22 protein-coding genes and 1 pseudogene are annotated in these 19,774 nt (G+C 69.8%); 8 read left to right on the top strand and 15 right to left on the bottom strand.

Annotated features, from left to right (window positions below):
• Positions 1-81 precede the first annotated feature (81 nt).
• Positions 82-501, top strand: a complete 420-nt coding sequence (locus tag E1218_RS19420; RefSeq protein ID WP_132322121.1) for a PPOX class F420-dependent oxidoreductase — start codon at positions 82-84, stop codon at positions 499-501.
• On the opposite strand, the gene katG is transcribed toward E1218_RS19420, so the two are convergent.
• Together katG and E1218_RS19410 are read right to left on the bottom strand one after the other, a co-directional pair.
• The gene (gene katG, locus E1218_RS19415; RefSeq protein ID WP_132322119.1) at positions 488-2,692 is read right to left on the bottom strand and encodes a catalase/peroxidase HPI; all 2,205 of its coding nucleotides are present in this window, start codon (positions 2,690-2,692) and stop codon (positions 488-490) included. The two genes, E1218_RS19420 and katG, sit on opposite strands and share 14 nt — an antisense overlap.
• Positions 2,693-2,694: 2 nt before the next feature.
• Positions 2,695-3,120, bottom strand: a complete 426-nt coding sequence (locus E1218_RS19410; protein WP_132322147.1) for a Fur family transcriptional regulator — start codon at positions 3,118-3,120, stop codon at positions 2,695-2,697.
• Positions 3,121-3,258: 138 nt separating this feature from the next.
• Between E1218_RS19410 and E1218_RS19405 the strand changes: the two genes are divergently transcribed.
• A complete protein-coding gene (locus tag E1218_RS19405; protein ID WP_233712326.1) occupies positions 3,259-4,248 on the top strand; it encodes a GNAT family N-acetyltransferase in 990 nt (329 codons plus the stop codon).
• A 10-nt stretch (positions 4,249-4,258) separates the two neighbouring features.
• Here the strand turns inward: E1218_RS19405 and era are convergent, their stop codons facing one another.
• From era to E1218_RS19380, 5 genes are all read right to left on the bottom strand, one after another.
• Entirely contained in the window at positions 4,259-5,188 is a 930-nt protein-coding gene (gene era, locus E1218_RS19400) for a GTPase Era (RefSeq protein ID WP_132322117.1), read from the bottom strand.
• Complete coding sequence (locus E1218_RS19395) at positions 5,172-5,504, bottom strand: cytidine deaminase (protein ID WP_132322115.1); 333 nt, start codon at positions 5,502-5,504, stop codon at positions 5,172-5,174. Before E1218_RS19395 ends, era begins: the two co-directional genes overlap by 17 nt.
• A 76-nt stretch (positions 5,505-5,580) precedes the next feature.
• Complete coding sequence (locus E1218_RS19390) at positions 5,581-6,885, bottom strand: hemolysin family protein (RefSeq protein WP_132322113.1); 1,305 nt, start codon at positions 6,883-6,885, stop codon at positions 5,581-5,583.
• A gap of 33 nt (positions 6,886-6,918) precedes the next feature.
• Positions 6,919-7,392, bottom strand: a complete 474-nt coding sequence (gene ybeY, locus E1218_RS19385; protein ID WP_132322111.1) for an rRNA maturation RNase YbeY — start codon at positions 7,390-7,392, stop codon at positions 6,919-6,921.
• A complete protein-coding gene (locus E1218_RS19380; protein ID WP_233712329.1) occupies positions 7,389-8,315 on the bottom strand; it encodes a PhoH family protein in 927 nt (308 codons plus the stop codon). Before E1218_RS19380 ends, ybeY begins: the two co-directional genes overlap by 4 nt.
• On the opposite strand from E1218_RS19380, the gene E1218_RS37340 reads away from it, so the two are divergent.
• The 3 genes from E1218_RS37340 to E1218_RS19370 all read left to right on the top strand — a co-directional run bounded on the left by E1218_RS37340 (position 8,314) and on the right by E1218_RS19370 (position 10,320).
• The gene (locus tag E1218_RS37340; protein ID WP_233712325.1) at positions 8,314-8,457 is read left to right on the top strand and encodes a hypothetical protein; all 144 of its coding nucleotides are present in this window, start codon (positions 8,314-8,316) and stop codon (positions 8,455-8,457) included. The two genes, E1218_RS19380 and E1218_RS37340, sit on opposite strands and share 2 nt — an antisense overlap.
• 149 nt (positions 8,458-8,606) lie before the next feature.
• Positions 8,607-9,116 (top strand): SigE family RNA polymerase sigma factor, encoded by a 510-nt coding sequence (locus tag E1218_RS19375; RefSeq protein WP_233712324.1) that lies wholly within the window; start codon positions 8,607-8,609, stop codon positions 9,114-9,116.
• Positions 9,117-9,192: 76 nt separating this feature from the next.
• Positions 9,193-10,320, top strand: a complete 1,128-nt coding sequence (locus tag E1218_RS19370; RefSeq protein ID WP_132322107.1) for a Gmad2 immunoglobulin-like domain-containing protein — start codon at positions 9,193-9,195, stop codon at positions 10,318-10,320.
• A 41-nt stretch (positions 10,321-10,361) separates the two neighbouring features.
• On the opposite strand, the gene E1218_RS19365 is transcribed toward E1218_RS19370, so the two are convergent.
• From E1218_RS19365 to E1218_RS19340, 6 genes are all read right to left on the bottom strand, one after another.
• On the bottom strand, positions 10,362-11,129 hold the full coding sequence (locus E1218_RS19365) for a RibD family protein (RefSeq protein WP_132322105.1): 768 nt from the start codon (positions 11,127-11,129) through the stop codon (positions 10,362-10,364).
• Between the two features lie 112 nt (positions 11,130-11,241).
• Positions 11,242-11,958, bottom strand: a complete 717-nt coding sequence (locus E1218_RS19360; RefSeq protein ID WP_132322103.1) for a 16S rRNA (uracil(1498)-N(3))-methyltransferase — start codon at positions 11,956-11,958, stop codon at positions 11,242-11,244.
• Positions 11,959-13,101: a molecular chaperone DnaJ gene (gene dnaJ / locus E1218_RS19355; RefSeq protein WP_132322101.1), complete on the bottom strand. Its 1,143-nt coding sequence runs from the start codon at positions 13,099-13,101 to the stop codon at positions 11,959-11,961.
• A 30-nt stretch (positions 13,102-13,131) separates the two neighbouring features.
• Entirely contained in the window at positions 13,132-14,154 is a 1,023-nt protein-coding gene (gene hrcA, locus E1218_RS19350; RefSeq protein ID WP_132322099.1) for a heat-inducible transcriptional repressor HrcA, read from the bottom strand.
• A 102-nt stretch (positions 14,155-14,256) separates the two neighbouring features.
• On the bottom strand, positions 14,257-15,360 hold the full coding sequence (locus E1218_RS19345; RefSeq protein WP_132322097.1) for a Gfo/Idh/MocA family protein: 1,104 nt from the start codon (positions 15,358-15,360) through the stop codon (positions 14,257-14,259).
• Positions 15,345-15,986 (bottom strand): ThuA domain-containing protein, encoded by a 642-nt coding sequence (locus tag E1218_RS19340; protein WP_233712323.1) that lies wholly within the window; start codon positions 15,984-15,986, stop codon positions 15,345-15,347. The genes E1218_RS19345 and E1218_RS19340 overlap by 16 nt, the downstream gene beginning before the upstream one ends.
• A 139-nt stretch (positions 15,987-16,125) precedes the next feature.
• On the opposite strand from E1218_RS19340, the gene E1218_RS19335 reads away from it, so the two are divergent.
• The 3 genes from E1218_RS19335 (at position 16,126) to E1218_RS19325 (ending at position 18,982) form a co-directional block, all read left to right on the top strand.
• Positions 16,126-16,470 carry an EF-Tu/IF-2/RF-3 family GTPase gene (locus E1218_RS19335; RefSeq protein WP_132322095.1) on the top strand — a complete coding sequence of 115 codons (345 nt, stop codon included), beginning with the start codon at positions 16,126-16,128 and terminating at the stop codon, positions 16,468-16,470.
• Positions 16,471-16,560: 90 nt separating this feature from the next.
• Positions 16,561-17,331, top strand: coding sequence for an MBL fold metallo-hydrolase (locus E1218_RS19330; RefSeq protein WP_132322093.1), 771 nt, complete (start codon positions 16,561-16,563; stop codon positions 17,329-17,331).
• Between the two features lie 115 nt (positions 17,332-17,446).
• Positions 17,447-18,982, top strand: a complete 1,536-nt coding sequence (locus E1218_RS19325) for an NCS1 family nucleobase:cation symporter-1 (protein ID WP_132322091.1) — start codon at positions 17,447-17,449, stop codon at positions 18,980-18,982.
• Here the strand turns inward: E1218_RS19325 and E1218_RS19320 are convergent.
• Both E1218_RS19320 and E1218_RS37970 read right to left on the bottom strand, forming a co-directional pair.
• On the bottom strand, positions 18,979-19,359 hold the full coding sequence (locus tag E1218_RS19320) for an RNA polymerase sigma factor (protein WP_132322089.1): 381 nt from the start codon (positions 19,357-19,359) through the stop codon (positions 18,979-18,981). The two genes, E1218_RS19325 and E1218_RS19320, sit on opposite strands and share 4 nt — an antisense overlap.
• Before the next feature lie 93 nt (positions 19,360-19,452).
• Positions 19,453-19,679 (bottom strand): annotated as a pseudogene (locus tag E1218_RS37970) (DUF6596 domain-containing protein); the annotation flags it as partial.
• Between the last annotated feature and the right edge of the window lie 95 nt (positions 19,680-19,774).

Below are 19,774 nucleotides of genomic sequence, written 5' to 3'. Positions count from 1 at the left end.
GGGCGAGCATCCGCCGGCTTTCTTCGGTCAGCCCACAGCTGGGTTGCCTTCAAGCGTGCTTGAATTTCTAAGCTTCTCCGCATGACTCGAAACCTGCTCGACCGGATCGGCAGCCACGGCCTCGGCGCCCTGGTCACGCTCAAGCGCGACGGCCGCCCGCAACTGTCGAACGTCACCTACGTGTACGACGGCGAACGCATCCGGGTGTCACTCACCGACGGCCGGGCCAAGACGAGGAACCTGCGCCGCGACCCGCGTGCGAGCCTGTACGTCGACGGTCCCGGCGGCCGCTCGTACGTCGTCCTGGAGGGCAAGGCCGAGCTCAGTCCGGTGGCGGCCGACCCGTACGACGACGTGGTCGAGGACCTGGTCGAGTACTATCGGACGGCCTCCGGCGAGCACCCGGACTGGGACGAGTACCGGCGGGCGATGGTCACCGACAAGCGGCTCGTGCTCTCGATGACCATCGACCACGCCTACGGGATGCCTACGCCCTCCTGAGGTCGAACCGGTCGAGCTCCATCACCTTGACCCAGGCGGCGACGAAGTCCTTGACGAACTTCTCCTGGGCGTCCGCGCTCGCGTAGACCTCGGCGAGCGACCGCAGCTGCGAGTTGGCGCCGAAGACCAGGTCGGCCGCGGTCGCGGTCCACTTGAAATCGCCGGTGGCCACGTCGCGGATCTCGAAGACGTTCTCCACCGACTCCGACGCCCTCCACTCCGCGCCGGCGGCGAGCAGGTTGACGAAGAAGTCGTTGGTGAGCGTGCCCGGCCGGTCGGTGAACACACCGTGCTCGGCGCCGCCGAGGTTCGCGCCCAGGGCGCGCAGGCCGCCGACCAGGACCGTCATCTCCGGCGACGTCAGGCTCAGCATGTACGCCCGGTCGAGCAGCAGCGTCTCCGGAGAGAGCTTCTCGCCCGCCCGGACGTAGTTGCGGAAGCCGTCCGCCCGCGGCTCGAGGACGGCGAACGCGTCGACGTCGGTCTGCTCCTGGGAGGCGTCGGTCCGGCCGGGGTGGAACGGGACGGTGATCTCGTGCCCGGCGTCGCGGGCCGCCTTCTCCACGGCAGCGCAGCCGCCGAGCACGATCAGGTCGGCCAGCGACACCTTCTTGCCGGAGCCGTTGAACTCCCGCTGGACCTGCTCGAGTGTCTGCAGCACCTTGGCCAGCTCGGCCGGCTCGTTCACCTCCCAGCTGCGCTGCGGCTCGAGCCGGATCCGCGCGCCGTTCGCGCCGCCACGCTTGTCGGTGGTCCGGAAGCTGGCCGCGGACGCCCAGGCGGTGCCGACCAGTTGCTGCACGGACAGGCCGGTCGCGAGCAGCTTCTCCTTGAGTGCCGCGACGTCCTCGTCACCGATCAGCTCGTGGTCGACCGCCGGGACCGGGTCCTGCCACAGCTGCGGCTCCGGGACCCACGGCCCGAGGAAGCGCGAGACCGGGCCCATGTCGCGGTGCAGCAACTTGTACCAGGCCTTGGCGAAGGCCAGCGCGAACTCGTCCGGGTTCTCGAGGAAGCGGCGCGAGATCGGCCCGTAGACCGGGTCGAACCGCAGCGCCAGGTCGGTCGTGAGCATCGTCGGCCGGTGCTTCCGGTCCGGCACGTGCGCGTCCGGCACGTCCTCCGCGGCGTCCTTCGCGACCCACTGGTGGGCTCCGGCCGGGCTCTTGGTCAGTTCCCACTCGTAGCCGAAGAGGTTCCGGAAGAAGCCGTTGCCGAAGCTGGTCGGCGTCTGCGTCCAGGTCACCTCGAGCCCGCTGGTGATGGTGTCCTTGCCCTTGCCGGTGCCGTAGGTGCTGTGCCAGCCGAGCCCCTGGGACTCCAGCGGCGTGGCCTCCGGCTCGGGGCCGACGTGCTCGGCCGGCCCGGCACCATGGGTCTTGCCGAACGAGTGGCCGCCGGCGATCAGGGCGACCGTCTCCTCATCGTTCATCGCCATCCGGCGGAACGTCTCACGGATGTCGCGCGCCGCGGCCAGCGGGTCGGGGTTGCCGTTCGGGCCCTCGGGGTTGACGTAGATCAGACCCATCTGGACCGCGCCCAGCTGGCCGTGCAGCTCGCGGTCGCCGCTGTAGCGCTCGTCGCCGAGCCAGGTGTCCTCCGGGCCCCAGTAGATCTCCTCGGGCTCCCAGACGTCCTCACGGCCGAAGCCGAATCCGAACGTCGTGAAGCCCATGTCGTCGAGCGCGACGTTGCCGGCCAGCACCAGCAGGTCGGCCCAGGAGATCTTCCGGCCGTACTTCTGCTTGACCGGCCAGAGCAACCGGCGGGCCTTGTCCAGATTGGCGTTGTCGGGCCAGCTGTTCAGCGGCGCGAACCGCTGGGCGCCGTCGCCGGCACCGCCGCGGCCGTCCTCGATCCGGTAGGTGCCGGCCGAGTGCCAGCTCATCCGGATGAACAGCGGGCCGTAGTGGCCGAAGTCGGCCGGCCACCAGTCCTGCGACGTCCGCATCACCTGGACCAGGTCGGCCTTGAGCGCGTCGACGTCGAGCGAGGCGAACTCCGTGGCGTAGTCGAAGTCCTCCTCCATCGGGTTCGACCGGGTGTGGTGCGGGTGCAGGATCGAGAGGTCCAGTTGGTTGGGCCACCAGTCGCGGTTCGTCCTCGGCCGGCCCGGCTTCGGAGTCGGGGCGTCGATGGCCGGGTTCTCGCTCTCGCTGCCGTGCGGGGTGACGCCGGACGTGTCGGACATGCTCAGCCTTTCGATGCGGTTGCAGGGTCAGGGGTGGCGGCGGAACAGGCGGGACACAGGCCCCAGTAGACGATCTCGGCCTCGTCGACGGCGAAACCGTGGCGGTCCGAGGGATGCAGGCAGGGTGCCTCGCCGACAGCGCAGTCCACGTCCTCGATGGCGCCGCACGACCGGCACACCACGTGGTGGTGATTGTCCCCCACCCGTGCCTCGTACCGCGCGACCGAACCGGCCGGCTGGATCCGCCGGACCAGCCCGGTGTCGGCCAGCGCGCGCAGTACGTCGTACACCGCCTGGTGGGAGACGTCGGGCAGCTCCCGCCGGGTGGCGCGGATGATGGTGTCGGTGTCGGCGTGTGGATGCGCGTGGACAGCGTGCAGTACGGCCACCCGCGGCCGGGTGACCCGGAGCGCCACCTCGCGCAACATCCCGTGCAGGTCGGAATCGACTGCCACCCCACGCAGTCTTCTCCCCGTTCTGGAGTCAGTCAAGATTCCCGCGGGTGGTGACTTCCCCACCCGCGTAAATCACTCGCGGTAACCCAGTGGGGTGTGGAAGCTGAGGGCGTGGAGATCATCAGAGTGTCGCCCGACGACGAGGTCGGATGCGCCGATGCGGTAGCGGTGATGCATGCCGCCGCCAAGGTGGACTGTCCGGAGATCCTGCTGCCGACGCCCAGGAGTCTCGCGAACGGACTGCGCTACGGGTGGGACCTCAACCCGGGCCGGGCGTACCTGGCCCGGGACGAGGACGGCGCCCCGGTGGGGCTGCTCGAGGCCTCGATCCCGACGTACGACAACACCAACCTGGTCTGGGCCTTCGGCACGGTCCATCCGGACCGTCGCGGTCGCGGGACCGGGTCGGAGCTGATCGCGTACGCCGAGCGGCTGACCGCCGAGCTCGGCCGCAACTCGATCGGCCTGAGTACGTTCGACCTGCCGGCCGCGGACGCGTTCGCCCGGCAGCACGGCTTCGAGCGGAAGTCGGTGGACGTGAACCGGCGGCAGGATGTCGCCGGTCTGGACTGGTCCGTCGTGCAGAAGCTGTACGACGACGCGGTCGCCGCGTCCTCGGCGTACGAGCTGATCCGGATCACCGGCGCGCTGCCGGACGAACTGCTGGACGGCATGGTCGCGGTGACCGCGTCGATCAACGACGCGCCGAAGGACGACCTGGACGTCGAGGACGACGAGTACAGCCCGGAGCGGTTGCGGGCCTACGAGGAGGCGCAGCTCAAGAGCGAGCGGACGCTGCACCGGGTGATCGCCCGGGAGAAGGCGACCGGTGAGCTGGCCGGCCACACCACCATCACGGTCGAGCGGGAGCGCCCGCACATCGGCGAGCAGAACGACACCGCCGTCGCGCGTGCCCACCGCGGCCACCGGCTCGGTGCGCTGGTGAAGTCCGCGATGCTGCTGTGGATGCGCGACCAAGAGCCGCAGCTGGCCCAGCTCGACACCTGGAACGCCGAGTCCAACAACCACATGATCAGCATCAACGAACAGCTGAACTACCGCGTCATCACCCGGATCCCGGACTACCAGAAGTCGCTCTAGGCCGGGTGGTTCAGAAGCCGAGTTTGCGGAGGTGCTTGGCGTCGGTCTGCCAGTTCTTGGCGATCTTCACGTGGAGATCGAGGTAGACCGGCGTCCCGAGCAGCGCCTCGATCTGGCGGCGGGCGGCGGCGCCGACCTCGCGCAGGCGGGCGCCCTTGTGGCCGATCACGATCCCCTTCTGGCTGTCCCGCTCGAGGAAGATGTTGGCGTACACGTCGAGCAGCGGCTTGTCCTCCGGGCGGCCCTCGCGCAGCCCCATCTCGTCGATGGTGACCGCGATCGAGTGCGGCAGCTCGTCCCGGACGCCCTCGAGCGCCGCCTCCCGGATCAGCTCGGCGACGAGCGTCTCCTCGGGCTCGTCGGTGATGTCGCCGTCCGGGTAGAGCGCGAAACCCTCCGGCAGCAGCTTCACCAGCTCGTCGGCGACCACGTCGACCTGGAAGCCGGACGTCGCCGACACCGGCACGATCGAGGCCCACTCGATCCCGGCCGACTCCCCCAGCGCGGCGATCTCGGCCAGGTGCTCGACCATCCGGTCCGGCTCGACCAGGTCGGCCTTGGTGGCCAGCGCGACCTTCGGGGTCTTCGCGACCTTGGCCGCCTCGCTGACCAGGAACCGGTCACCCGGACCGATCTTGTCGCTGGCCGGCAGGCAGACCGCGATCACGTCCACCTCGGCCCAGGTGGTCTTCACCAGGTCGTTCAGCCGCTCGCCGAGGAGCGTGCGCGGCTTGTGCAGACCAGGGGTGTCGACCAGCACGAGCTGGGCGTCCGGCCGGTGCACGATGCCGCGGACCGCGTGCCGGGTGGTCTGCGGCTTTGACGAGGTGATCACGATCTTCCTGCCCACCAGTGCGTTGGTGAGCGTGGACTTGCCCGCGTTCGGACGGCCCACGAAGCAGGCGAACCCGGACTTGAAGGGCTCAGGTGTGGACGACATCGCGGACCTCTCCGGTGCCTTCGGCAACCACTACGGGAACGGCGGCGCCGGCGAAGTGGCGGACCACGTTGACGTCGACGTCCTGGGCGTCGGTGACCACCGCGGCCGCCTCCAGGCCCTTCACCCCCGACGACAGCGCCATCGCGACCGCCAGTTGCAGCGCGGTCAGCTCGACGGTGTCGAGCCCGACCGTGCAGGCGGAGTACGTCCGGCCGTCGGAGTCCCGGACGGCAGCGCCCTCGGCCGCCCTGGTCCGGGCGCGGGCAGCGCGGGCGAGGGTGACGAGCTTGGCGTCTTCCGCCGAGAGGTCTGACAAGAAAGCTCCAAGGAACTCGAACTGCGACAGCTGGTGGGATCGGGTCGGTGGGATGGATGCGGTGGAGCGGGCTCGATCAGGCGTGCTGGTGGTTCTGGTCGTGCGACGGGTCAGCGGTCTCCTCCCGCCGTACCAGCACAGTACCGACCTGGTTGCGACGGCCGGACGGCCGCTCCGCCGTCAGCGACAGGCCCGCGATCTCCACCTCGGCGCCCGGGATCGGCACCTTGCCGAGCAGTTTCGCCATCAGGCCGCCGACGGTGTCCACGTCGTCGTCGTCCAGCGGTACGCCGAACAGCTCGCCCAGCTCGTCGATCGGCAGCCGGCTCGACACCCGGTACGCCCCGTCGGACAGCTCCTGCACCGAGTCCGGGACCTCGTCGTACTCGTCGGTGATCTCGCCGACGATCTCCTCCAGGATGTCCTCGATGGTGACCAGGCCGGCCGTGCCGCCGTACTCGTCGACGACCATCGCGACGTGCATCCGGGCGGCCTGCATCTCCCGCAGCAGCTCGTCGATCGGCTTGGAGTCGGGGATGTACATGCACGGCCGCATCACCGACTCGACCCGCTCGGTCGACTCGGCCTGGGCGTTGTCGTACACCCGGCGCATCACGTCCTTCAGGTAGACGACGCCGAGGATGTCGTCCAGCGACTCGCCGATCACCGGGATCCGCGAGTACCCGGACCGCAGCGCCAGTGAGGTGAGCTGGCGCAGCTTCTTGTGCTTCTCGATGTAGACCATGTCGGTCCGCGGCACCATCACCTCGCGGACGATGGTGTCGCCGAGCTCGAACACCGAGTGGATCATCTGCCGCTCGCCGGACTCGATGACCGCCGACTTCTCCGCGTAGTCGACCAGTGCGCGCAGCTCGGCCTCGGTGGCGAACGGGCCCTCGGCGAACCCCTTGCCCGGGGTGAGGGCGTTGCCCAGCATGATCAGCACCTTCGGCAGCGGGCCGAGCACCCGGGTGAGCGCCATCACCGGGCCGGCCGAGAGGATCGCGAACCGGTCCGAGTGCTGCCGGCCGAGGGTGCGCGGGGCGACCCCGATGATCACGTACGAGACCAGCACCATCACCACGGCGGTGATCAGGATGTGCTCCCAGGTGACCGGGAGCAGCTCCGACAGCGCCTGGGTGACCAGCACGATCGCGGTGATCTCGCAGATCAGCCGGACCAGCAACAGGGAGTTCAGGTACCGCGGGGCGTCCGACAGCAGGGCACGCAGCCGGACCGCGCGCAGGTTGCCCTGCTCGACCTGCTCGTTCGCCCGCACCTTCGAGTACGACGACAGTGCCGCCTCGGCGCCGGCGAACAGCCCGGCGAGCAGGACGAGCACCGCGGCCACAACCAGCAGACCGAGGTCGTGGGAGGTCACCGCAACGTCACTCCTGTCCTAGGGGGTGAACCATTAGACACCCTCTAGCCGGTTTCCGGGGGCCCGCCATGCTTCCAGCAGCCGGCCCTGGACGTCCCACATCTCCGCCTTCTCGGCGGGTTCGGCGTGGTCGTACCCAAGCAGGTGCAGGATGCCGTGCACCGTCAGCAGCTCCAGCTCGGCCCAGGTGCCGTGCCCGGCCTTGGCACCTTGCGCGGCCGCCACGGTCGGGCAGAGCGCGATGTCCCCGAGATGCCCGAGCGGCGGCTCGGAGTCGTCCTCGGCGCCCGGCCGCAGCTCGTCCATCGGCCACGACATCACGTCGGTCGGACCCGGCAGGTCCAGGAACTCGACGTGGTACCGCGCCATGGTGTCCTCGTCGACCAGCTTGATCGACAGCTCGCACTCCGGGTGCAGCCGCAGCGACGACATCACGAACCGGCTGAGCCGCATCAGTCCGTGCGCGTCGATCTCGACTCCGGACTCGTTGTTGACCTCGACGTTCATCTCGTGGAGTCAGAGCTGCCTTCGTAGTTCTCGTACGCCGAGACGATCCGGCCGACCAGCTTGTGCCGGACCACGTCGTGCGAGGTCAGGCGGCAGAACGCCAGGTCCTGGACGCCGTCGAGGATGCCCTGGACGACCCGGAGGCCCGAGTTCGTCCCGGTCGGCAGGTCGACCTGGGTGACGTCGCCGGTGACGACCATCTTGGAGCCGAAACCGAGCCGGGTGAGAAACATCTTCATCTGCTCCGGCGAGGTGTTCTGCGCTTCGTCCAGGATGATGTAGGCGTCGTTCAGTGTCCGCCCGCGCATGTACGCCAGCGGCGCGATCTCGATCGTGCCGGCCGTCATCAGTCGCGGGATCGACTCCGGGTCGAGCATGTCGTGCAGGGCGTCGTACAGCGGCCGCAGGTACGGGTCGATCTTCTCCGACAGGGTGCCGGGCAGGAACCCGAGCCGCTCGCCGGCCTCGACGGCCGGCCGGGTCAGGATGATCCGGTTGACCTCCTTGGCCTGCAGCGCCTGGACCGCCTTGGCGACCGCCAGGTAGGTCTTGCCGGTACCGGCCGGGCCGATGCCGAAGACGATCGTGTTCTTGTCGATGGCGTCGACGTACCGCTTCTGGTTCAGCGTCTTCGGCCGGATGGTGCGGCCGCGGCTGGACAGGATGTTCTGCGTCAGCACGTCGCGCGGGCTCTCGGCGGTGGCCGCCTTGATCATCGCGATGCTGCGCTCGACCGAGTCCGCGGTCAGCCCGTGCCCGGTCCGCACCACCGCGATCAGCTCGTCGATCAGCCGCTCGGCCAGCGCCAGCTCGGCGGGCTCACCGGTGAGCGTGATCTCGTTGCCGCGGACCATGATGTCGGCGGCGAACTCCTTCTCGACGATGCGGAGGAAGTCGTCCCGGGCTCCGAGCAGGGCCACCATGTCGATGCTGTTCGGCACGACGATCTTGTGCGACGCCTGCGTGGTGGTGGCGCCGCCGTTCGCGCGCGCCTCCGGTTCGATACTGCGTGGCCTGGACAGGCTCTTCCTCCTGATGCCGGTGATGGTGACCCACCCATGCTAGCCCGCTCCGCGGACAGCCTCACCGGAAATTCCCCCGAACACGCCCGGACCGTGATGTCAGCGCGCGTTCCGGGGCACTGTTGTCAACCTGGGACGAGGTCTCCGCGTCGTCTTCTCGTGGCGCAACCGGCGGTGGTGTACGAAGAGGACGTGGCACATGAGTCCTCGTGGGATGCCGACGAGGCGCTGACGGCTGTCTACACGGCGCACTACACGTCGCTGGTCCGCCTCGGCGCCTTGTTGCTGCGTGACACCGGTACGGCGGAGGAGATCGTGCAGGACGCGTTCGTCGCGATGCACGGCCGCTGGCACCGGCTGCGCGACCCGCACAAGGCCCTGGCGTACCTGCGGACGGCGGTCGTCAACCGCTGCCGCTCCCGCCAGCGTCACCTCGTGGTGGTGGACAAGCACACGCCCCGCTCACTGCCGGACGAGCCGAGCGCCGAGCAGGCCGTCCTGCGGACGGTCGAGACCGACCGGGTGATCGAGGCGATGCGCACCTTGCCGGAGAAGCAGCGCACCGTGATGGTGCTGCGGTACTACGGCGACCTGTCCGAGGCCGAGATCGCCGAAACCATGGGGATCAGCCGCGGATCCGTGAAGAGCCACGCAGCGCGGGCGAGCAAGTCGCTCCGCCAGCTCCTGGAGCAGACAGTATGACCGAGCGTAGCGAGATCATCATCGAACACCGGACGACCTGTGCCTCGGCCGCACCCGGAGCGAAGCGAGGACGCGGATGAGTCTCCACGATTCGAACGACCCGTTCGACGACCTGATGCGCCGGGCGCTGGCCGAGGAGGCCGACCGGGTCGAGCCGGCCGACGCGCTGCCCGAGATCCGGGCCCGCGTCCGCGGCCGGCGCCGTCCGCCGACCCGGCGGCCGTGGATCCTCACTGCCGGCGCCGCCGCGATCGGCACCGCCGCGGCCATCGGCGCATTCACCGTCCTCGACGACAACGCCAAGAACGCCGGCGACGACCAGGTGGCCGGCGGCCCGGACACCACCACCTCCGTTACCGGCGCCCCGCTGTCGTCCGCGCCCGCCACCGCAACGGAGCCCAGCGCCGCGCCGACTGCCCCGGCCGCCACGTCACCAGGAGCGACCCTCGCTCCTCCAGAGCGTGGCAAGCCCGAGCAGGTGGTCAAGAGCGCCGTCGTCCCGGTCTACTGGCTGGGCAACCGGGTCGGCACCAACAGGGCCGGGGAGGTCCGGCTGTACCGCACCTGGGCGAAGGTCCAGGGCCGCCCGGCCACCGAGGCGGTCCAGATCTTGACGACCAAGGAGCCCGGCGACCCGGATTACTACTCCGTCTGGCGCGGCGCCCGGCTGAACTCCGTCACCCGCTCCCCCGGGTTGATCACGGTCGACTTCAAGCAACTTCCGCAAGCCCGCCTGGACGCGGCCGAGGCCACTGTGGCGGTCCAGCAACTGGTTTACACCGTGCAGGGCGCGCTGTCCGCCGACACGGAACGGGTGCAGATCACCGAACAGGGCCGGACCGGCACGAAGCTCTTCGGGCAGATCGACTCGTCCAGCCCCCTCGCCCGGGCCAAGTCGAACGACGTGCAGGCGCTCATCTGGATCACCTCACCCGAGGAAGGAACGTCGGTCCCCACACCGGTGAAGGTCACCGGCTACGGCTCGGCCTTCGAGGCACACCTGAACTGGCGGATCCTCGACGTCAAGACCGGGCACGTGGTGGCCGAGGGTCCTACCAGGACGGCCGAGGCATACAAGTTCACGCCGTTCGCCTTCGTGGTGGACAAGCTCCCGCCCGGCTACTACACGGTCGAGGTGTTCGAGAGCTCCGCCAGGGACGGCCGCGCGACGTCGACCGACAGCAAGAGCTTCATGGTCAGGTGACCCTTGGCGGCGCCGCCGGGCACCAGTGCTTGTAGGGATCGTCAGCCTCGAACGACGGTGTAGTGCAGGCGCACGGATCCACCGGCGTCGGTGTGCACCGAGAGCAGCCGCAGCGGGGTAGGCGGCTCGCCGACGGCCAGGGGCGACCCGTCGACGACCGACGGCGTACCGAGCCCGCCGATCAGCGCAGGCGCCAGCGTGAGGTGCAGTTCGTCGATCAGGCCCGCCCGCAGCAAGGCGCCGTTGAGGCCGCCGCCCGCGGTCGACAGGACGCACCCGACGCCGAGCTCAGTGCCCATGGCAACCATTCCCTGCGCCAGGTCGACCTGGTCCTCGCCGGCGACGAGATAGCAGATCCGCTCCCGGCGGAGATAGGCGAGATAGTCGGCCGGGGTCGACCGCGCCACCAGGACCAGAGCGTCCCAGTTCTCGTGCTTCTCGGTCCAGCGCACTCGTCCGCGGCTGTCGACCACGGTGAACCACAGGTGCGGCGGTGACGCTTGCCCGGTGATGTCGGGCGGAAGGAAGTGCCGGTAGAGCTCGGCGGTGTCGCCGTCATAGGCGGGCAGCTCCTCCGGGACTCCGTCCTCTGGCACCAGGCTGCCGCTGCCCTCCAGCACGGCGTTGCAGCCGTACTGCTCCCTGACCGTTGCGAGAACGTCGATCCCGACCGGATCGGCGGCGCTCGGTGTCATCGCTGCCCACAGCCCCGCACTCGGCTGATGCATCAGGATCGCTTCCCGGGTGAGCGCGACCTTCCCGTCCGCGCTGGCTTCCACGCTGACCACCACGCGCGGTCGTGTCTGCATCACGGCCTCCTCCGGTCCGCTCGAACGGCAGACACCAGATCTACCAACCGCCACCGACACTCCACGCCGGGCGGACGTCGTCCTTCGATTGGGAAAGACCGCGCGGCGGCCGTCAGCGCCAGCGCGAGCGGGCCAGCACGGCTGACGCGGCGGCGACGCCGGCGGTGGAGGTGCGCAGGACGGTGTCGCCGAGCCGGACCGGTTCGACGTCGAAGGCGGTCAGCTCGGCGGGGGCGATGCCGCCTTCCGGACCGATGACGATCACGATGTCGCCGTCGGTGGGGACGTCGAGCGAGGCCAGCGGGGTCTTGGCTCCCTCGTGCAGTACGACGGGCAGCGCGGCGCCGGCCACCAGGCGGGCGACATCCGCGGTGCCGGCGATCGGGGCGACCTCGGCGAACCAGCTCCGGCGGGACTGCTTGCTCGCCTCGAACGCCCACGCCTGCCATTTCGCCAACGTCTTGGCGGAACGCTCCGGGGTGCTGCGGAACTGACTCCGCTGCGCGTTCCAGGGCACGATCACGTCGGCGCCGACCTCGGTCAGCATCTCCACCGCCAGCTCGGCCCGCTCGCCCTTGGGCAACGCCTGCACCACCACCAGCCGCGGCCGCCCCGGGTCCACCGTCCCGCGGTTGTCGACGGTGACGGTCACCCCCGCCTTCGAGGCGGCCGTCACCGGCCCTTCGGCCCAGGCACCCCGCCCATCGGTCAACCGAACCCGCTCGCCCGGCCCGATCCGCCGTACGACCGCCGCATGCCGCCCCTCACTACCGCCGAGGGTCAGCGCGTCACCCGACAGCTCCTCGGAGAAGAAGACCGCGACGCCCATCTAGTGGGCGCCGAAGGCGTTTCGAAGGCGGCCGAAGACGCTCTTGTGGGTGGCTTGGACCTGCCCCTGGGGGCGTTCCTCGCCGCGCATGCCGGCGAGTTGCCTGAGCAGGTCGGCCTGGGTGTCGTCGAGCCTGGTCGGGGTCTCGACGATCACCTGGACGATCAGGTCGCCACGGCCGGCGTGCCGCAGGCGTGGAACACCGCGGGCGGTCAGCGTCATCGCCGTCCCGGACTGGGTGCCGGGGCGGATCTCCAGCGGGGTGGTCTCGCCCTCGAGCGTCGGCAGGTCGATCGTGGTGCCGAGCGCGGCCGCCGTCATCGGCAGGGTGACCGTGCAGTGCAGGTCGTCGCCGTTGCGGGTGAAGATGTCGTGCGGCTCGACCTCGATCTCGACGTACAGGTCGCCGGCCGGGCCGCCGCCGGAGCCGACCTCGCCCTGGCCGGACAGCTGGACCCGGGTGCCGGTGTCGACGCCGCCGGGGATCTTCACGGTGACGGTACGGCGGGAGCGGACCCGGCCGTCGCCGGAGCACTCGACGCACGGGTTCGGGATGATCGTGCCGAAGCCGCGGCAGTTCGGGCACGGACGCATGGTGCGGACCTCGCCGAGGAACGACCGCTGGGTGTGGGTGACCTCGCCGCGGCCGTGGCAGATGTCGCAGGTGACCGGCTCGGAGCCGGCCGCCGCGCCCGAGCCCGAGCAGGTCGGGCACAACACGGCGGTGTCCACCTTCAGTTCGCGGGTGGTGCCGAACGCGGCCTCGGCCAGGTCGATCCGCAGCGGGATCAGCGCGTCCTGGCCTCGCCTGGTCCGCGGCCGCGGCCCGCGGGTGGCCCCGCCGGTCTGGCCGAAGAAGGCGTCCATGATGTCGGTGAACGTGAAGGCCTGCCCGAATCCGCCGGGACCGCCGCCCGCGCCTGCGGTCGCGAACGGGTCACCGCCGAGATCGTGCATCTGCCGCTTCTGCGGGTCGCTCAGCACCTGGAAGGCGCGGCCGATCTCCTGGAACTTGTGGTGGGCGTCCTCGGAGTCGTTCACGTCCGGGTGGTACTGGCGGGCCAGCTTGCGGTAGGCCTTCTTGATCTCGTCCGGTGTCGCGTCGCGGCTGACGCCCAGGACGGCGTAGTAGTCGGTGCTCATACTCCAAGCCAGGGGTTGGTGTGGTGGTCGTTACGAGTCGGCCAGGATCTGGCTGACGTACCGCGCGACGGCGCGTACGGCGCCCATCGTGCTCGGATAGTCCATGTGGGTCGGGCCGACGATGCCGAGGGTGGCCAGCGCCTCCGACTTGGACCCGTACCCGGTCGCGACCACCGAGGTGGTGGCCAGTTCCTCGTACGGGTTCTCGTGCCCGATGCGGACCGTCAGGGTCTGCGGGTTGGTCGCCTCACCGAGCAGCTTGAGCAGGATCACGTGCTCCTCGAGCGCCTCCAGCACCGGCTTCACGTTGCGCTCGAAGTCGTCGCCGTACCGGGTCAGGTTGGCCGCGCCGCCGACCGCGATCCGCTGCTCGCCGACCTCGTCGGTGAACGCCTCCAGCAACGTCGTCACGATCGCCGCGACCAGCGACCGGTCCGACGGCGCGAACGTCTCGGGGACAGCGGCCAGCGACGTCGCCGCCTCGGTCAGCCGTTGCCCGGCCAGCGCGGTGTTCAGCCGGGAACGCAGGTCCGCGATCAACTGCTCGTCGACGTCGTGCGGCGGCTCCACGATCCGCTGCTCGACCCGTCCGGCGCTGGTGATCAGTACGAGCAGCAGTCGCCGCGGGGTCATCGTGACCACCTCGACGTGCCGCACGTGCGATCGGTTCAGCGACGGATACTGCACGATCGCGACCTGGCGGGTGATCTGGGCGAGCAGCCGGACGGTCCGGCGGACGACGTCGTCCAGGTCGACCGCACCGGCCAGGAACGACGTGATCGCCCTCTTCTCCGCCGCGGTCAGGGTCTTGACCGTGCTGAGCTTGTCCACGAACAGCCGGTAGCCGGCGTCGGTCGGGATCCGGCCCGCGCTGGTGTGCGGCTGGGTGATGTACCCCTCCTCCTCCAGCGCGGCCATGTCGTTACGCACCGTCGCCGGCGAGACCCCGAGGTTGTGCCGGTCCACCAGCGTCTTGGAGCCGACCGGCTCGTGGGTCGCCACGTAGTCCTCGACGATGGCGCGGAGAACGTCCAGCTTGCGTTCGTCCAGCACGCGCACCACCCTCTCTCGGCGACCTTGGCACTCAGATGATTCGAGTGCCAGTCTACCGAGCCGTAGTAGCCGCCGGCGCCGGAATCCGGCGTGGGGCGGGTCTCAGGCGACTTCGGGAGACGCACCCAACGGTACGGCGGCCGGACGCTCGACCGTACTCGCGACGTCCACCGGCTGGTCCTGGGCGGCCGCTTCCAGCACGGACTCGAGCACGTCGAGCACGTGGTAGGCGAGTGCACCGTCGGCGCGGTGCGGTTCGCCGTTCCGGATGGCCCGGGCCATGTCCGCGACACCGACGCCCCGGCCGGCTCCGGCGTACCCGCCGGCCACCGGGAGTTCGGTCCAGTCACGATGCGTGGCGGTGGCGATCTCGACGGTGCCGTCGAAGCCGTTCGGGTCCGGCACCGAGAGGCTGCCCTCGGTCCCGTGCACCTCGATCCGCGGCAGCCGGGCGGCCCATACGTCGAACGACATCAGCAGCGTGGTCAATGCCCCGGACTCGTGCTCGAGTACGCCGGTGACGTGCGTCGGCACGACCACCGGGAAGGTCTCCCCGGCCCGCGGCCCGGTGTGGATCTTCCGCTGCTGCTGCGACTGCCCGGCGCGGGCGGTGACCCGCCGGACCGGACCGAGCAGGGTGACGAGGCTGGTGACGTAGTACGGGCCCATGTCGAGGACCGGCCCGCCGCCGGGCTGGTAGTAGAACTCCGGTGCCGGGTGCCACAGCTCGTGGCCGGGCGTGACGAAGGACGCGGTCGCGGCGGTCGGTACGCCGATGTCGCCGCGGTCGATCGCGACCCGGGCGGTCTGGGTGCCGGTGCCGAGCACGGTGTCCGGTGCGCAGCCGACGCGAAGGTTGTTGGCGGCGGAGTACTTCAGCAGCGGCTCGGCCTCGGCGCGGTCGACGGCCAGCGGCTTCTCGCCGTACACGTGCTTGCCGGCCTCCATCGCGGCCAGGTGCACGGACGCGTGCGCGGCCGGGATGGTCAGGTTGACCACGATGTCGACGTCGTCGGCGGCGTACAGGTCGCCGGACGACAGCGCACGGATGCCCGGGTTCCGGTCGGCGATCGCCTGCGCGCGAGCGACGTCGAGGTCGGCGACCGCGACCACCTCGACACCGGGCAGCTTGGCCAGGTGGTCGAGGTAGGTGCCGGAGATGACGCCGGTGCCGACGATGCCGACGCGGGTCACTTGCTCGCCCACAGCAGCCCCCGCTCGATGATCGTCCGGACCTCAGGTACCTCGAGGTCGTCCAGCTTGTGGCCAACGGTGCAGACGAAGACCCTGCCGGCACCCCAGGTCCGGGTCCAGACGGCGGGCATCACGGCGCCCTCGATCCACGGGTAGTCCGGGTGCGAGCTGAACGTCGTGGTCGCCAGCACGGTGTTCGTCGGGTCGTAGTGGACGTAGTACTGCTCGGTGTGGACGTCGAAGTGCGTGATCCCCTCGACGATCGGGTGCTCGGCGACGACGTCGACCCGGTAGTCGGTGAACCCGTGCGGATGCGAGATGAACTGGCCGCCGGTGACGAAGCTGTAGTCGGCGTTGTTCCGGAACGAGTCGCAGATGCCGCCGTGCCAGCCGGCGAACCCGGTGCCCTTGCGGATCGCGGCGTCCAGGCCCTTGAAGTGCTCGGGCTCGATCTGGCTCATGGTGACGCACTGCAGCACCAGGTCGGTGCCGTCCAGGTCTAGGTAGCTCTCGGTCGTGTCGGAGACGGTCACCTCGAAGCCGTTCTCTCGCAGGTACGGGATGAACAGGTCGGTCGCCTCGACCGGGGAGTGTCCTTCCCAACCGCCCCGGACCACCAGTGCACGTCGTGTCGTCACGCCGTCCGCCCTTCGAAAGTTTCGGTGTCGAGCTCGGAAAGATTGCGAACCGCCACCGGCACCCTAGGCCTCGCCCGAGCGGCCTTCAAGTGCGATTCCGTCCGTTGGATAAGGGTTCCCGGCAGTTACGGTCTTGGGTATGGGCTGGAAGTTCTGGAAGCGTGACAGCGAGCGGCCGCGGGACACCGTCACCCGGCCGCAGGACGTCGTACCGGCCGGCGCATTCGGGCTGACGATCGAGGACGTGTTCTCGATCACCGGGCGCGGGACGGTCGTCACCGGCCGGGTGACCGCGGGCACGGTCACGGTCGGCGACCAGGTGCTCATCACCCGGGCCGGTACGCCGGTGCTGCAGACCGAGGTGACCGGGATCGAGATGTTCCGCAAGCACGTCGACGTAGCCAACGCCGGCGAGAACGTCGGCCTGCTGCTCCGCGACGTCGATCGCGACCAGGTGGTCAGGGGCGACGTACTGAGCAAGTAGTGTCGTGGCCATGAACGAGCGGAGCGAGTTCATCCTCCAGCACAGTGCGCCTCGTGTCTCATCCGCGCCCGGAGCGAAGCGAGGACGTGGATGAGCAAATGGGTGGCGGTGGCGGATCGTTGCTGGGTCCGCCGGTACGACGAGTGGGACCTCAACGTCGGCCTGGTCGCCGGCACCGGCGGCGCCCTCCTGATCGACACCCGGGCCACGACCGAGCAGGCCGAGGAGCTCGCGACCCACATCCGCGAGGTCACCGACCAGCCGGTCCGCTGGGTGGTGAACACGCACGCCCACTTCGACCACGTCAACGGCAACAGCGTGTTCGGCCAGGCCGAGGTCTACGCCCAGGAGAACGCCGCGGCCGCGGCGAACCTGCCGGCGAGCACCTTCGCGGTCGCCAAGGTCGTCGATCTCGGCGACCGCCGGGCGGAGCTGCTCCATCTGGGCAACGCGCACACCGACGGCGACGTCGTGGTCGTCGTACCGGACGTGGAGGTGTTCTTCGTCGGCGACCTGATCGAGGAGTCCGCGCCTCCGTCGTACGGCGAGGACTCGTTCCCGCTCGAGTGGCCGGACACCGTCGACCGCGTGATCGGCATGCTGTCCGAGACCGCGAAGGTGGTCCCGGGCCACGGTGCGGTCGTGGACGCCGAGTTCGTCCGGGCCCAGGCCGGCGACCTCGGCACGGTCGCGAACACCATCTCCGGCCTGCACCACGGCGGCACGTCCCTGGCCGACGCGCTTCGGCACACCGACGACTGGCCGTGGCCGCTCGAGCACCTGCAGGACGCGATCAAACGCGGCTACGAGGCGCTCGGCACTCCCCGCAGACCCACGCTGCCCCTGCTCGGCCCCGGCTGACCCGGCCGGGCGGCGCCCGCCAGGCCATCGGTCATTGTCCGTTGACATCACGTCGCCCCAGAGCGCAACTTGTTCCCCAAGCGCACGTCCTGAACCGAATGGGGTGGTGGGACCGATGGCCATTGCTGAGCAGACCGTGCATCCCGACGGACGTGTCGAACTGACCGATCCGGACGCGGTGGCGAACAGCCCGTACGGCAACGCCGAACTCGCGCCGACCCGGCTGCCCGAGCGCAACTGGACGACGTACAACTACGCGGCCCTGTGGATGGGGATGGCACTGAACATCCCGAGCTATCTGCTCGCGGCCGGTCTGGTGCAGCTCGGCATGAACTGGCTGCAGGCGTTCCTTGTCATCACCGTCGGGAACCTCGTCGTGCTGGTGCCGATGCTGCTGAACAGTCACGCGGGAACGAAGTACGGCATCCCGTTCCCGGTGTTCGCGCGGGCGTTCTACGGCATCCGCGGTGCGAACCTCCCCGCCCTGCTGCGGGCGTTCATCGCCTGCGGGTGGTTCGGCATCCAGACCTGGGTCGGCGGCCAGGCCATCTACGTGATCGTCGGCAAGCTCGCCGGCGACGGCTGGACGAACGCGTCCGCGATCGGCGGCCACGCCTGGACGCTGTGGCTGAGCTTCACGTTCTTCTGGGTGCTCCAGATGCTGCTGATCTGGCGCGGGATCGAGGCGCTGCGGTCGTTCGAGAACTGGGCCGCTCCCCTGGTCCTGGTCGGATTCCTCGCGCTGATGGTGTGGATCGTGGCCGAGGCCGGCGGTCTCGGGCCGATCCTCGACCAGCCGTCACAGCTCGGCTGGGGCGCCGCCTTCTGGAAGCTCGCGGCGCCCTCCCTGATGGGCATGATCGCCTTCTGGGCCACGCTGTCGCTGAACATGCCGGACTTCACCCGGTTCGGCGGGAGTCAGAAGCAGCAGGCGATCGGGCAGGCGCTCGGTCTGCCGACGACAATGTCGCTGATCGCGATCTTGTCGATCATCACCACGTCCGGCACGATCGTCGTGTACGGCGAGGCGATCTGGGACCCGGTCGTCCTGGCGGCCCGGTTCGAGAACCCGGTCGTCGTGGTGATCGGCCTCGTGATCGCCATTCTCGCGACCATGACCACCAACGTCGCCGCGAACGTGGTCAGTCCGTCGTACGACTTCTCCAACGCCGTTCCGAAGCTGCTGACCTACCGTACCGCCGGTCTGGTCACCGGGGTGCTCGGCATCCTCATCCAGCCGTGGCGGCTGATCTCGGATCCGTCGATCTACATCTTCACCTGGCTCGGTTTCTACGGCGGACTGCTGGCGTCGGTGGCGGGCGTACTGATCGCGGGGTACTGGCTGGTCGAGCGGACCCACCTGTCCCTGGCCGACCTCTACCAGCCCGGCGGCCGGTACTGGTTCTCCGCCGGCTGGAACTGGCGGGGTGTGGTCGCGACGGTGGTCGGCTCGCTGCTCGCGGTCGGTGGCGCCTACTCGAACCCCGGTGCCGGCCCGTTCCCGGCGGACGGCCTGATCCCGTTCCTCAAGCCGCTCTACGACTACTCCTGGGCGGTCGGCCTGGTGGTCGGCTTCGTGACGTACCTCGTCCTGGCCAAGACGGCATCGGCGCGTCAGCGGAACACCGCGCACGCCGCTCCCATGTTCTAGCCCGGCGAACTCTCGGCGGCGCGGCGGAGAAGGTAGGTCCGTTCGACCTCGTTGTCGGTCAGGGCCGCGGCCGACAGGCACGCGGCCCGGGCCGCCGAAAGGTCACCGAGTGACTCGAGCAGGTGCGCGCGAACCGACTGCTCGCGGTGCCGGGTGAGCGCCTTCTCGGTGAACTTGTGGGTGCGTTCCAGTTCGTCGAGGAGCGCGAGACCGCGCCCCGGTCCGTAGGCCTTCGCGACGCCGACCACCCTGCCGAGGCAGATGGGTTCGGTCGGCAACAGCCGTTCGAGCCAGAGGTAGAGCGCGGCGATCTGGGGCCAGTCCGTCTCCGACGCGGTCCGCGCCTGGGCATGAACGGCGGCGATCGCCGCCTGCAACTGGTACGGGCCGACGTTCCCGGCCGGCCAGACGGACTCGATCAGCGCGGTGCCCTCGTCGATCAGTCCGCGGTCCCACCGGATTCGGTCCTGCTCGTCCAGCGGGACGAGTTCGCCGCCCGGCTCGGCCCGGGCCGCGCGCCGCGAGGCGTGAGCAGCATCAACGCGAGCAGCCCGGTGACCTCCGCGTCGTCGGACCGCAGGCGGTGCAGCATCCGGGTGAGCCGGATCGCTTCCTCGGTCAGCTTCACGCGTTCCAGCCGGTCGCCGCTGCTGGCGGTGTACCCCTCGTTGAAGACGAGGTACAGGATCGTCGTCACCGCCTCGATCCAGGCGGGCAGCTCCTCGGCACTCGGCGGCTCGAACCGGGCGCCGGCGGCTACGCGTCGAGCATGACCCGCCTCTGAACCCACCC

This window comes from Kribbella turkmenica, assembly GCF_004348725.1.
Lineage (GTDB): Bacteria > Actinomycetota > Actinomycetes > Propionibacteriales > Kribbellaceae > Kribbella > Kribbella turkmenica.
Note: the sequence above shows the minus strand (reverse complement) of the source record. Positions and strands in the feature narration are given on the sequence as shown.

Coding starts and splice junctions, on each gene's coding strand:
- dnaJ (WP_132322101.1), bottom strand. CDS start 13,101: ATGAGCACCGACTACTACGCCGTCCTGGGCGTCAGCCGCGACGCGACA.
- E1218_RS19370 (WP_132322107.1), top strand. CDS start 9,193: ATGAGTCTCCACGATTCGAACGACCCGTTCGACGACCTGATGCGCCGG.
- E1218_RS19360 (WP_132322103.1), bottom strand. CDS start 11,958: ATGGGCGTCGCGGTCTTCTTCTCCGAGGAGCTGTCGGGTGACGCGCTG.
- E1218_RS19365 (WP_132322105.1), bottom strand. CDS start 11,129: ATGCAGACACGACCGCGCGTGGTGGTCAGCGTGGAAGCCAGCGCGGAC.
- E1218_RS19380 (WP_233712329.1), bottom strand. CDS start 8,315: ATGGTGGCCCTGCTCGGAGCCCGGGACGACTTCCTCCGCATCGTCGAG.
- E1218_RS19335 (WP_132322095.1), top strand. CDS start 16,126: ATGGGCTGGAAGTTCTGGAAGCGTGACAGCGAGCGGCCGCGGGACACC.
- E1218_RS19330 (WP_132322093.1), top strand. CDS start 16,561: ATGAGCAAATGGGTGGCGGTGGCGGATCGTTGCTGGGTCCGCCGGTAC.
- E1218_RS19325 (WP_132322091.1), top strand. CDS start 17,447: ATGGCCATTGCTGAGCAGACCGTGCATCCCGACGGACGTGTCGAACTG.
- katG (WP_132322119.1), bottom strand. CDS start 2,692: ATGTCCGACACGTCCGGCGTCACCCCGCACGGCAGCGAGAGCGAGAAC.
- era (WP_132322117.1), bottom strand. CDS start 5,188: ATGTCGTCCACACCTGAGCCCTTCAAGTCCGGGTTCGCCTGCTTCGTG.
- E1218_RS37340 (WP_233712325.1), top strand. CDS start 8,314: ATGTCGATGCTGTTCGGCACGACGATCTTGTGCGACGCCTGCGTGGTG.
- ybeY (WP_132322111.1), bottom strand. CDS start 7,392: ATGAACGTCGAGGTCAACAACGAGTCCGGAGTCGAGATCGACGCGCAC.
- E1218_RS19410 (WP_132322147.1), bottom strand. CDS start 3,120: ATGTTGCGCGAGGTGGCGCTCCGGGTCACCCGGCCGCGGGTGGCCGTA.
- E1218_RS19420 (WP_132322121.1), top strand. CDS start 82: ATGACTCGAAACCTGCTCGACCGGATCGGCAGCCACGGCCTCGGCGCC.